Source organism: Candidatus Colwellia aromaticivorans (assembly GCF_003333305.1).
In the GTDB taxonomy this organism is placed as follows: Bacteria; Pseudomonadota; Gammaproteobacteria; order Enterobacterales; family Alteromonadaceae; genus Colwellia; species Colwellia aromaticivorans.
In genome coordinates this window covers 15,352-28,396 of sequence record NZ_QOLD01000076.1, presented here as the reverse complement: position 1 = coordinate 28,396, position 13,045 = coordinate 15,352, and the positions used below count along the sequence as shown (strand labels likewise).

The 13,045-nt window shown below is 37.7% G+C and carries 8 protein-coding genes; 7 read left to right on the top strand and 1 reads right to left on the bottom strand.

Going from position 1 to position 13,045, the window contains the following annotated elements; genetic code table 11:
- The first annotated feature begins 68 nt into the window (after positions 1-68).
- From orn to DWA31_RS12565, 3 genes are all read left to right on the top strand, one after another.
- Positions 69-614, top strand: a complete 546-nt coding sequence (orn, locus tag DWA31_RS12580) for an oligoribonuclease (protein ID WP_114326952.1) — start codon at positions 69-71, stop codon at positions 612-614.
- Positions 615-1,409: 795 nt separating this feature from the next.
- A complete protein-coding gene (locus DWA31_RS12570) occupies positions 1,410-1,841 on the top strand; it encodes a DUF4442 domain-containing protein (protein ID WP_245942613.1) in 432 nt (143 codons plus the stop codon).
- A 405-nt stretch (positions 1,842-2,246) separates the two neighbouring features.
- On the top strand, positions 2,247-5,579 hold the full coding sequence (locus DWA31_RS12565) for a hypothetical protein (RefSeq protein ID WP_114326930.1): 3,333 nt from the start codon (positions 2,247-2,249) through the stop codon (positions 5,577-5,579).
- A gap of 287 nt (positions 5,580-5,866) precedes the next feature.
- On the opposite strand, the gene queG is transcribed toward DWA31_RS12565, so the two are convergent.
- On the bottom strand, positions 5,867-7,063 hold the full coding sequence (gene queG, locus DWA31_RS12555; RefSeq protein WP_114326929.1) for a tRNA epoxyqueuosine(34) reductase QueG: 1,197 nt from the start codon (positions 7,061-7,063) through the stop codon (positions 5,867-5,869).
- Positions 7,064-7,307: 244 nt separating this feature from the next.
- Between queG and DWA31_RS12550 the strand changes: the two genes are divergently transcribed.
- The 4 genes from DWA31_RS12550 (at position 7,308) to mutL (ending at position 13,045) form a co-directional block, all read left to right on the top strand.
- Complete coding sequence (locus DWA31_RS12550) at positions 7,308-8,975, top strand: NAD(P)H-hydrate dehydratase (RefSeq protein WP_114326928.1); 1,668 nt, start codon at positions 7,308-7,310, stop codon at positions 8,973-8,975.
- Positions 8,976-8,999: 24 nt separating this feature from the next.
- Entirely contained in the window at positions 9,000-9,500 is a 501-nt protein-coding gene (tsaE, locus tag DWA31_RS12545; protein WP_114326927.1) for a tRNA (adenosine(37)-N6)-threonylcarbamoyltransferase complex ATPase subunit type 1 TsaE, read from the top strand.
- A gap of 40 nt (positions 9,501-9,540) precedes the next feature.
- On the top strand, positions 9,541-10,881 hold the full coding sequence (locus tag DWA31_RS12540) for an N-acetylmuramoyl-L-alanine amidase (RefSeq protein ID WP_114326926.1): 1,341 nt from the start codon (positions 9,541-9,543) through the stop codon (positions 10,879-10,881).
- Between the two features lie 235 nt (positions 10,882-11,116).
- The gene (gene mutL, locus DWA31_RS12535; RefSeq protein ID WP_114326925.1) at positions 11,117-13,045 is read left to right on the top strand and encodes a DNA mismatch repair endonuclease MutL; all 1,929 of its coding nucleotides are present in this window, start codon (positions 11,117-11,119) and stop codon (positions 13,043-13,045) included.

The following is a 13,045-nucleotide window of genomic DNA, read 5'->3' as shown; positions in this document are numbered from 1 at the left end:
GCTATTGCTTGCGCAATTTATAATACCAAGGCTGATATTCATTAAACTTGGTACAAGGGACACTTATGATGACATATAACGACACCAATTTAATTTGGCTTGATTTGGAAATGACAGGGCTAGAGCCTGAGATTGATGTGATATTAGAAATAGCAACGATTGTTACCGATAGTCAGCTAAATATCTTAGCTGAGGGGCCTGTCTTTGCTATTAATCAGTCGGATAAAGTGCTCGATAATATGAGCGACTGGTGTATTGAACATCATGGTCAATCAGGTTTGACGCAACGTTGTCGAGATAGCGAAGTGAGCCTAGCAGAGGCTACTGCACAGACGATAACATTTGTTGAGCAATATGCACCAAAGGGTAAATCACCTATGTGCGGTAATAGCATAGGGCAAGATAGGCGTTTTATTAATAAATACATGCCTGACTTTGAGGACTGTTTTCATTATCGTAATGTAGATGTGAGTACGGTAAAAGAGCTTGCTCGCAGATGGAAACCAGAAGTGCTAGATAAAGTTGTTAAAACAGGCGCACATTTAGCTTTAGATGATATTCGTGAATCTATTGCTGAGTTAAAAGTGTATCAAGAGCATTTTTTTAAGATCTAAGTTAATTTGATCGAAAGTGAGAAATAAGTGATTATGAAAATGGTCACTAATGCATGGAGAACTAAAGCGTTTTACTCTTTGTTGAGTAGTATTTGCTTAGAGTGACTAGGCTACACACGACTCGCCGCGATTAAAATGCTTTTATCTCGAACAAAATTTAACCACGAAAGATCAAAAAAACCTACTAGTAAGACGATTCAATACAGAGGACAACTAGCCAGTAGGGCGTTTTAAATCAAAGTGAGTAAACAATGAAAATACTATTAATTGTAGCGCATGCACCTTCTGAAATTACACAATTAATGGCTAATGCGGTTTAGAAATGGGCACAGCACCCTGATATTGAACAGGTCCAAACGCGTCGGATTCCACCATTAGAAGCACACCGGAGGATGCCATTAGCATATGAGAATTTATACTGAAATTTTTGTATATTTTGATCTACAGCGGATATGGATGGAACAACCACCTTACGTTAGAATTTTCCCTATAGTTGACGTTCACCATAGATGAAACAATCAGCTTATTCAAGATAGCTCATTATATAATTACCACCTAGCGTACATACAGCAAAGCTGTGACACCAATTAATTCAGAACATGCGTACCGGACAAAAGACGGAATGTGCTAGAAATAACAGCACCACAAAGTTTTTCCATCAGCCTTATTAACAATAAAACTTGCAGGTCAGACCAGTTTGATTGACAATAACATTATCAATCACCCTAATGGTCAGTAAACATGACAAATCGTTTTAGCTCATTTGTTAATAAAGTAAATAAAGCTCCGAAATTCATGCAGTCGTTTTTATTAACAACTTTTTTCACCTCACAGGTTAAATTTGCAGGAACCACAGGCGTTAAAATTGAAAAGGTAACTCACCAGCAAACGATATTATCATTAAAAAACAAAAAATCAGTACAAAATCATATTGGTGGCATTCATGCTATTGCGGCGGCGGTATTAGCTGAATCGGCCACTGGCATAGTGTTTGGCATGAATGTACCTGATGATAGAGTGCCATTATTAAAGTCGATGACAGTAGAATATGAACGAAGAATGCAAGGTAGTTTAAAAGCGGAGGCAAATTTAACTGCAGATCAAATTAGTATGATTGAGCAACAAGAAAAAGGTGATATAACCGTGCCCGTTATTATCACGGACGATTCGGGAAAAATGCCTATCCTATGTGAAATGCAATGGGCTTGGGTGAGTAAAAAACGTTAATTAACATTCGGTACGCTATTACTTTGCTTATGGTTAATACCAATTGAATTAATGAATGCACCACTTAGCGAGAATTAAAAGGCTTAGAGGCAAGGCATTGATTGAAGAGAATGGTTATTCCCTTGTCAAAATCAATAACGCCGCATGTAAGCCTTTTAAACTCGCCCTTCGGGAGTTTCGTAGCAAACTGATAACATCACAAAATGAATGAAATATAGAATAACTATGTTTAACTCATTTTGTTTGTTCTAAGCTCGCTACGTAACTCTAAGTTGGTCGATTCATTATTTCAATTGGTATAATACCCGCGACCATTCACAATGCACTCTGAATCGAGTATTGTGAATGATTACGGGTATAGTATAAACTAAAGCGACAAAGGAATTTAAAACAAAAATAACAGCTATGAGTAATACTGAGGACTTGTCTGATCAAAAACCAATCGAACAAGAAGATGAACGACAAACACTGTCTTTGACTACAAAGCCATTGCATAGACAATTTTCTACAAAGTTAGTCGCGCTATTGCTAACAATTATTATTGCGTTAGCATTAATATTTACTCTGTTTTATCAGCAAAGTGAGCGTAGTCGTTTTTTGATTGATGGTGAATTAACGCCTTTAAAGCAACAATTTGAGCAGCTACAAACGTTACAAAAAGCAGATTACCTTGTTAATGAATTATTGTTTACCAATAGCGGTATAAATTTTATAGAATTACAGACAGAGTTGATTGCACTAAATAGACGATTATTACGACTAGAAAGTTTACATACTCATTTATATCAGCAATGGTTAAATACGAATAAATCGGCTAGTGATATTGTGATGCGTATCCAACAAAATCATGGGCGTAATGAACAGTTAAAGCAAAGTAGTATTATTCAATTACAATTAATGTTGTTTTCGGTCACGCCGATAATTAATAAAAAAACAGCCCAACAAGAATTACTTTTCAAACAACTTCAAACTGATCAGGTAAATGACAATCTCACGTTCAGCCGAGCTAATGCTTATGTTAGTGCTATTCGACAATTAGATGATTTACAGCAGTTAAAGAGTTTATTGGCAAAAGTATTAACCAGTTTTGAGCAACTGACTATTCATACAAGTATGGACGATTTTTATTTACTACGTTTAGGAGTAGAACAAATTATTGCTCAACATAACGCTTTAAAAATAGATGATAAAACTAAAGCTACGGTTGAATTTAGCCAGCAAATAGACACATTTGAAGACCTTGTAATAACTCAACAAAGGGCGTTAGCAAAATGGCAAGGTTATATTCGTTTGGCACAAAGTTATCAACTTGACTTAAAAATGCAAAAAAATCAATTGATGCAGATATTAGTTGAGCCACAAGAAAAAATAATAACTCATGCTTCTGGTATGCTTAATGATTGGTTAGTGAAGTTTAAAATCAATGTAACTCAAAAAGAATTGTCAATAATACTATTCTTGGCTATTTGTTTATCTATGCTCGTTTTTTGTTTTCTACTGTGGCGCTTACGTGAGCAAATTAAATTAGCAGCTCAGCAGAGCGTGGTGTTAATAAACAAAAGTATCCACGCTGAAAATAGTGGCGATATTCAGGCTAATTGCGCCGAAACTCAGGAAATAATGCAGCAAGTGCAAAGTATTGCTAAACCTGTTCATAATGAGCAAGAATTTCAGCAACTACTTCAACAGTGTCAAACACATCAACAGGTTATTGATGAACAAGCGCAGTTATTGACTGCGTATACCCAAAATACCGATCAACAACAGTTAGATACTAGCGAACAAGTTGCATTCAATCTTAAGGGTGAATTACAGCGATATAAACATTTGGAAGAAAAGGTTCTATCATTTATACAACATCAACAAGCTAAGTTGATTAATACGCCAATCAATAATGAAACAATCAAATTGGTTCAATTTCCTGCTTTAATTCCCGTTTATGAACAATTAAAACAGTTTTACCTAGCAAGTGATATACGCTCAGAAAAAACGGTGCTAACACTTGTTGATGTAAACTTAGTTGATGAAATACATGCCATTTTAATGAATAAGCAGACTGAACAGCAAAAATTTAATAATCAGTTATATTTTAGCTATGATGAGCAGCTATTAGAACAGGCTAAGCTCGACTTTCGTTTGTTTCAACAGTTAATGCACTTACTAATTGATATCGTTTTAGTGGACTGTCAAGGCGCTCAATTACATCTTCATTTACAGTTGCAAGATAAAAGTGGAGGTCAACAACTAGTACACTTCGTAGTAAAAGTCAGAGATGAAGCAATAGAGACTTTGCCCGATTTAGTTACGCTATTGATTAACTATCAAAAGACTGTTTCGCAAGAATCACCATTGGTGGAAATACTTAACATTCTATTCACTAAGCAACATGGTGAACACATTATCGCTCATCTCATTGATGACGGTTTTCAGCTTAGCTTTGAATTACCTTTGGCTATTGCTTCTTCACCTGTATTTAAAGAACAGCAAGAGACTAAACTTGATGGCATTAAGGTTATGTTGTTATCGAGTAATAAAATGCTAACAGGGTTACTTGAAAAATTAATTCACTCTGCTTCAGGTAAATTTGAAGTGTTGGCTCGTATTGATAGTTTTGAGCAACAACTTAACGCGAAGTACCTTAGTAAACATAAACTTGATTTATTAATAGTGGCTAGCGATGTCGCACAAATAAATATTGATTTAATAACACGACAACTCGATAGTTTGCCTAACTCTCTGCAGCCTAAATTGATGTTGTTGCAATCAGCAGAATTAAGTTTAGATGGTTTTGGCTTTTATTCTCAGGCAGAGCAATTATTGTTTAAAGATGTGTTTTTACAAAACATTAAAGGATTGCTTATAGGTGAAGCGACTACTAATCAGTTACTTTCACCAGAGCAATGCCAACAAAGTCATTATTTGGCAAGTGAGTTACCCGTGGTACTCGCGGTACATTCGCCTCAAAAACATCAAAATTTCCAACGATTATTACATTGGCTAGGTTTACAAGTGCATGTTGTTTCTCATGCTGACGCTCAGCGGGAACTGTGGGAAACAGGCTTGTATTGCATACTTTTCACGGAATTTACTGAAACTTCATTATTAGAAATGGTGAGTAAACCGTTAGTGGATGTCGCTGTTTTTAGTTTAACGGATGATATTCCTAGCTCAGAGAGTAATACATACTTTGATGATTGGCATATAAGGCAGTTAGTTGCACAGTCTACATTAGCAGACTTGAGAGTTGTGTTAGCGCCTTGGCTGAAATACATTAAGCCATTAGACATCCCTAAAAGTTCAGTGTTAACTTTACCTGAAAAACCAATAAAAAGTCTTGATGATGGCTATAATGAGGGGGTGATTACTGAGCTTGTTGCTTCCCTTGCTGAGGATAACAAAAAAGCTGTTTTTGATTTCTCACAATATTTACATCATCAAGGCTCTGTCGAGTTAGCATTATTCATGCTGGATGATTATGCGCAAGCTAACCATCAGCAACTTGATGTTTTGATTGATGCAATTAAAGTAAAAGATTTTGATAAAGCCAAAGAAGCAATTATTGATTTACGATTGAATGCTAAAATATTAGCTGCTTCAGAATTAGAGCTATTATGCTCTCAGTGGTCAAAATTACTCAGTGGTAATGACACATCTAATAGTTTAAATGAAGTGAATGCTTTACTTAAAGAGACTAGAGCAGCATTGACTGCTATTGATAGCTATGCTGAAAGCATCTAGTGTTGGTATATACCCGTTCCACTTGAAGATGCATGATTCAGCTGGAATTAGAAACGCTTTTAGGCAAGGCATTGATTGAAGAGAATGGTTACTCCCTTCTCAAAATCAATAACGCAGCATAAAGCGTTTCTAAACCAGCCCTCGGGGAAGGCTGAGCAAATCATACTCTGCGTTACATTTCTTTTTAAGGGAATAACCCTTAATAAAAAAATGTGCCTTGATTATGAATCGCTCAGACTTCCTGAAACGAGCATCTTCAAGTGGAACGGGTATAGTAAGTAGCAATATTAAGCATCTCTGGGAAGTCCCTTCTCAATAGAGCGAATTAATCGGGCATTAAGCCTTTCATTAGCATTATTGTGCTCTAGTAACTTTCGTTTATTTTGTTGAGACAGTGCCCAATAGATATGTTCAGCGACCATCGCTGATGCGGTGGTCAATTTTTGCTCTAGTGCGGTAACAATATTTGTATTAAAAGGCGCATTGCCCAATGCCACAGCAATGTTGCGTTGCCAGCTTTGAAAGCCAATTCTGCGAATGGGTGAACCTTGTAAGTTGTCTAAAAAATAGTCTTCGCACCAAGAAAATAATTCCAGCAATGTTACCTCGTCGAGGTGATGTCTTGCTTGAAAATCACTTTCTAAACTTAACTTGGCATATTTATTCCACGGACAAATCAGCTGACAATCATCACAGCCATATATTCTATTTCCCATTAAAGGTCTAAGCTCTAACGGTATTGGGTCTGGCGATTCTATCGTGAAATATGAAATACAACGACGTGCATCCACTACATAAGGTTCAACAATAGCTTTGGTAGGACAAATCTTAATACAAGCAACACAACTGCCACAATCATTGCTTGTGGTGCTTTTATCTGTAGTATCAACCACGCTTACGGGTAAAGGAATATCGATCAATAACTCACCTATAAAGAACCAAGAACCTGCCTCTTTATTGAGCAATAAACTGTGTTTCCCTATCCAACCTAAACCGGCTTTTTCAGCTAACGGCCGTTCTAAAATGGGTGCAGAGTCGACAAAAGGACGGAAATTAAAATCATCACCTTCAAGATCTTCAAAGTAGGTTGTTATTTTTTTTCCTAGTTGCTGTAAACGTTTGCGCATTAACTTATGATAATCACGACCAAGCGCATAACGACTGATATAAGCGTGATTTTTTGATTTTAATATTTGCGCACATTTTGCTTGAGTTGGTAGGTAATCTAACCGAACACTGATGGCTCTGATAGTGCCTATTTCTAATTCGGCAGGGCGGGCACGCATTAAACCGTGACGAGCCATGTAATCCATATTACCGTGATAATTGTTGGCTAACCACTGCTCAAGCGCTTGTTCATGTTTTGATAGGTCGATATCGGTAATACCTAATTGAGAAAAACCTAATTCTTTGCCCCAACACTTGATTTTTTCCACCAATGCAGGATAGTTGATATCAGGATTATTAACCGTTGTATTTGTCATTATTGAAAAAGTTAACCAAATTAGCGCAAGGTGCAAAAGTATTAATACTCATGTTACCTCGAAATGCACGGTTCAGCGAGAGTTAAAAGGCTTAGAGGCAAGGCATTGATTAAAGAGAATGGTCATTCAGGAGAATGTGCTCCTGCATTCTCTAGTAACACCATCCATGTAGCGTCCTTGTCAAAATCAATAACGTAGCATATATGCCTTTTAAACTCGCCCTAAGGGGAATTCTGAGAAAATCATGCTCAGCGTTGTATCTTTTATTAAGGGATCAACCATTAATAAAAAAATACGCCTTGATCATGCATTACTCAGGATTCCTGAAATGCACATTTTGAAGTATCATGAGTATATGAATTTATCACAACTACCCTTAGCAAAACATAACTGGCATTGTGCGTATAGTGCCAAGCAGGTTTTGAACAATGAATCCGGTGTTGCGCAAAGGCAACAATTAGCGCTGTATCAATTAATGGAAAAAGCTGGAAGTGCGGCTTTTGAAGAGTTACAGCAACATTGGCCTAACGCTCAATCTGTTTTAGTTTTATGCGGCAAAGGCAATAATGGTGGTGATGGCTTTGTTATTGCCCGCCTTGCGCATTTAGCCAATATGCACGTTACAGTACTTTTAACCTGTGATGTGAAAAGTGTTAAAGGCGATGCCTTACTTGCTTATCAAAATATGGTTTCAGCGGGAATGACTGACATTGTGACCGAGAATGTCATTGAACAAGTAGAGCTGTTTTCTGGCGATATGATTGTTGATGCATTATTTGGTATTGGTTTTTATGGTTCGTTAGCTACTCCAATGCAGCAGTTAATTGCTGCGATAAACGCTAATAAATCGGATGTGTTGAGTGTTGATATCCCATCCGGCCTATGTGCAACTACTGGTTTTGTTGAGAGCCGCATAGCCGTTATTGCTAAGGTTACAGTAACTTTTATTGTTTATAAACAGGGCTTACTAACAGGGCAGGCAGCAAATTTTGTCGGTGAATTGATATTGGCTGATTTATTACTGGGAGACGCCTTTAAGCAGCAAGTGGCTTGTCATCACTATTTTCAAAAAGAATATCCTTTATATGATGGTGTCAGTTTTTTAACAAAACGTCTTAACACGAGTCATAAAGGTACTATTGGGCAGATTCTAGCGGTAGGTGGTGGTGTAGGTATGCCAGGCGCTATTCGTTTAGCGAGTGAAGCAGCGCTAAGAAGTGGCGCGGCGTTAGTCGCGGTATGCTGTCACCAAGATAATCAGGCGTTAGTATTTAATGGCCGGCCCGAATTAATGCTAGCACCTAGTAATGCCAAAAAATTAGCAAATTCTTTAGCAGTGAACAATGCAAAAGTTTTATTACTAGGGCCGGGGTTAGGGCAAACTGACTGGTCACAAAGGCTGTTTGATTTGATCGTAACCCCTTTTATCAACGGCAAAAAAAATGGAAATATAATACTTGATGCTGATGGTTTAACCTTGTTAGCTAAAACAAATTATTTTTGCTCTCGTTGGGTATTAACGCCACATCCAAAAGAAGCGGCAACGCTACTTGGTTGTGATACGGCAACAATTGAAGCAAATCGTTTTCATGCGGTGCAAGCTATTGCTAAAAAATATGGCGGTATTTGTGTTTTAAAAGGTGCCGGTACTTTGATTTCTGACGGGAATACTGTGGTGATTAATAGTACAGGTAATGCCGGTATGGCTACTGGCGGTATGGGTGATGTATTAAGTGGTGTTGTCGCAGCGTTAATTTTACAAACCGAAAACTATTTTGTTGCCACCTGTTTGGCTGTGTATATTCATGGCGCAGCAGGTGATATTATTGCGGACAGACAGGGGCAGCGCGGTATGTTAGCTAGCGATTTATTTGTACCATTGCAACGGCTAGTTAATCTTCATATCGAATGAATAGAACTGAATGAACAAAATCAAATGAAAAAACTTGAATATTTTTTAGCAGATGAACGCGCAACCATTGCTGTAGGTGACAGTTTGGCCAAAGTAGTATTAGCTCAGAATGAGCAGAGTGATAAAGCACAGCCAGCATTGATTGTGTACCTAAATGGTGACTTAGGAGCAGGAAAAACTACCTTAACCCGTGGGTTTGTACGTGGTATGGGGCATAAAGGTAATGTAAAAAGCCCTACCTATACGTTAGTTGAACCTTATGAGTTGCCACCATGGCAAGTATATCATTTTGATTTATATCGCTTAGGTGATGCTGAAGAGCTCGAATACATGGGGATTCGTGATTATTTTGCTGAAAATTGTTGTTGCTTTATTGAATGGCCTGAAAAAGGCGCAGGAATATTGGCTAAAGCTGATATAGTAATTGAACTTGATTATCAAGATGAGCAACGCACGGTAGTATTAGATGCTTTTACTGCGCGTGGTGAAGCCGTTTTACAGCGCTACTCACAGCTTCAAAAGTAAAGTTGAAATTTTTTAAAGATTACATGTTTAAAGGTTGAATATGCGGTTGTTATCACTATTATTTACAGGATTGCTTTGGCTAACAATGGCTGTGGCATCATTGACAGTAAATAATGCTGTCGCAGGTAATGCTACAATCATAAATAGTATTGATGGTATTCGTGTTTGGCCAGCACCAGAAAATACCCGTATTGTTTTCGATCTTAAAAGTAAACCTGATTATAAATATTTTAGTTTAAGTAAACCTAACCGTTTAGTCATTGATTTTAGTAATACTAAAAATAGTGTCGCTCTGAAAAACTTAGCGAGTCATGACCCTCGTATTAAACTGTTTCGTACTAGTAGCACCAAATCAAAATCTAGTATTCGGTTAGTGTTAGAATTGACAAAATCTTACCAACTAAGCGTTTTTTCTTTAGCGCCTGCTGGACAATATGGTAACCGTTTAGTTATTGATTTATACGACAAAAACCGATCCACTAAAATAGCATCTAAGCCTAAAACCAGCTTGGGTGATATTATTATTGGTATTGATGCCGGCCATGGTGGTGAAGACCCTGGTTCTATTGGTGCTAAAGGAACTTATGAAAAACGAGTAACCTTAGCGATTGCTAAAAAATTACAAATTTTAATCAACAAAGAAAAAGGCATGAAAGCGGTTATGATTCGTTCTGGCGACTATTATGTCGATTTAAATCGTCGCACTAGCTTAGCAAGGAAAAAACATGTTGATTTTTTAGTCTCAATTCATGCCGATGCTTTTCGTACTTCAGGCCCTAGCGGTGCTTCTGTTTGGGTTGTGACACAAAAACGTGCTGAGTCTGAATTATCGCGATGGCTATTAAAGCGAGAACAAAAATCTGAATTACTAGGCGGTGGCGGCGGTGTTATTAAAAATACGTCAGACAGTCATTTAGCTTTAGCCTTGGCTGATATGAGTAAAGAGCATTCTTTAGGGGTAAGTTTTGGTGTTGCTAATAAGGTTATTTCTCAGTTAAGAAAAATAACTAAAATGCATAAAAAAACACCTCAAGATGGTAACTTTGCTGTATTGAAATCGTCAGATATTCCGTCAATATTGGTCGAGACTGGCTTTATCTCGAATCATAAAGAAGAGAGAAATTTAACCTGGTCTAAACATCAGCAATCATTAGCAAGTGCAATTCACAGTGGTATTCGTAATTATTTCATGGCACATCCATTAACGGGTAGTTATTTTGCTTCCGTTGGTTATAAACGTCATAAAGTGCGTAGTGGAGAGTCCTTATCGGTATTAGCGCACCGCTATAATATTTCAATGGCAAAATTGAAATCGGTAAACAATTTAAAATCTAATGCTTTACGCATTGGCCAAACCCTGAAAATTCCTCGAGCGGGATGATTTTTTTGAACCGACAGTTTTTGAGCATTACTATACTCATGTCACCTCGAAATGCTCGTTTCAGCGTGAATTTAAAGGCTTAGAGGTAAGGCATTGATTGAAAATAATGGTTATTCAGGAGAACGTGCTCCTTCATTCTCTAGTAAGCTCCATCCATCAATAAAAAAATGCGCCTTCATTATGATTCGCTCAGGCGTCCTGAAACAGACATTTTGAAGTATCATGAGTTTATACTATGACCATTGAAATACTACCCGCACGTTTAGCCAATCAAATTGCTGCCGGAGAAGTGGTAGAAAGACCTGCTTCAGTGATTAAAGAATTAGTTGAAAATAGCTTAGATGCTGATGCCACAGCCATTCACATTGAAGTGGATAAAGGTGGCGTTAAACGTATTCGTATTTCAGACAATGGCACCGGCATTGCTAAAGACGAATTAACCTTAGCACTGAGTCGTCATGCGACGAGTAAGATAAAAAGCCTTAATGATTTAGAAGCGATTAATAGCTTAGGTTTTAGGGGTGAAGCGTTGGCGAGTATTAGTTCCGTGGCACGTTTAACTTTAACGTCTAAACCTCAAAGTCAGCCAACCGCTTGGCAAGCGAATGCTGAAGGCCGAGATATGGCGGTGACGATTACCCCGGCGGCACACCCTGATGGAACAACCATTGAAGTACTGGATCTGTTTTTTAATACGCCAGCTCGGCGCAAATTCTTACGTACTGAGAAAACTGAATTTAATCATATCGATGAGGTTATTCGTCGTATTGCTTTAGCGCGTTTTGATGTCACTTTTACGTTAACTCATAATGGCAAAACTATCCGCCAATATCGAGCTGCGACCAATAAAGCACAAAATGCTAAGCGTGTCGCTATGGTCTGTGGGCAAAAGTTTATAGACCATGCCATTGAGATTGATTGTCAACACGATAATATGCGCTTTACTGGTTGGCTTGCTAAACCGAGTTTCGCCCGTAATCAAAATGACCTCAGTTATAGTTATGTTAACGGACGTATGATGCGCGATAAGTTAATTAATCATGCTATCCGTCAAGCGTATGCCAATTTATTACCTGCCGATACCTATCCTGCTTTTGTCTTGTTTTTAGCGCTTGATTATCGTGAAGTTGATGTGAATGTGCATCCGGCTAAGCATGAAGTGCGTTTTCATCAAAGTCGTTATGTACATGATTTTATTTATTCAGTTTGCCACAAGGCGCTAATGAGTAAGGGGTTAGATTTAGATCTTAATGATGAAGTGCAAACGACTCCATCAGCTGAGTTTTTAAAAGAACCGTCAAAAACGCCTAGCATGGACAATGTGCAATACACACGCCCAGATTATATTCAATCTTTGCAGCAGGTTAAGGAAGCTACTTATACGCCTAATGTTGGCAAAGGACACTTTGGTCAACGTGATTCGGTAACCCGTACTGCTGTTCAAAACTATCAACAATTAATGACGCCTGCTATTGCCGTTGAACATGAGGAACAAGCCATTGATGAAAAATCGTCTGTGCTATTTAACAGCGATAAGTCTGAAGAGTGTTTTTTTCTCGCAATTAAACAAGGTAGTTACGGTGTTTTTAAGCATCAAAACAGCTTGCACCTGCTATCTCTTTTTGAGTTGGCGTATCAGATTAATAAAAATAAAATTGCAAAAAGTTGGCAGCAAAGCCGATCAGATTCCACCACTAATTTAGTTAGCCAACCATTATTATTGCCTGTTGTGTTAACGCTTTCCAAGCAACAAATGAATACCGTTAAAAACCATCAAGCACTGCTTGAATTAGCAGGTGTTTTTTGTGTCATTCAAAATCAAACTAACGGTAAGCAACAATTACAAATACGACAGTTTCCAGCCATATTGCGCGATAGGGACGTGAGTACCAGTTTTATTACTATTATCGAAGCATTATTATCAAAACTCGAAAATGACAGTAATCATCCAAAAATTGACTTTGATAGCTATATTGTTTGTGCGATTGCCAGCGCGATGATTGCTACTGAATATAGTGTAGAGCAAGCACAAGCTTTGTGGTTAAGTGCTAAAAAAGAGTTGTCAGATGAATTAATCGAGACGGTACTCTTGAATTCTGTTCCCCTTGACCTCACATCTGAAATTAAGCAATTAAAGGCTAAGTTACAAACAAAGAAGAATTAA

Coding starts and splice junctions, on each gene's coding strand:
- DWA31_RS12570 (WP_245942613.1), top strand. CDS start 1,410: ATGCAGTCGTTTTTATTAACAACTTTTTTCACCTCACAGGTTAAATTT.
- DWA31_RS12550 (WP_114326928.1), top strand. CDS start 7,308: ATGCTCAGCGTTGTATCTTTTATTAAGGGATCAACCATTAATAAAAAA.
- tsaE (WP_114326927.1), top strand. CDS start 9,000: ATGAAAAAACTTGAATATTTTTTAGCAGATGAACGCGCAACCATTGCT.
- mutL (WP_114326925.1), top strand. CDS start 11,117: ATGACCATTGAAATACTACCCGCACGTTTAGCCAATCAAATTGCTGCC.
- queG (WP_114326929.1), bottom strand. CDS start 7,063: ATGACAAATACAACGGTTAATAATCCTGATATCAACTATCCTGCATTG.
- DWA31_RS12540 (WP_114326926.1), top strand. CDS start 9,541: ATGCGGTTGTTATCACTATTATTTACAGGATTGCTTTGGCTAACAATG.
- orn (WP_114326952.1), top strand. CDS start 69: ATGACATATAACGACACCAATTTAATTTGGCTTGATTTGGAAATGACA.
- DWA31_RS12565 (WP_114326930.1), top strand. CDS start 2,247: ATGAGTAATACTGAGGACTTGTCTGATCAAAAACCAATCGAACAAGAA.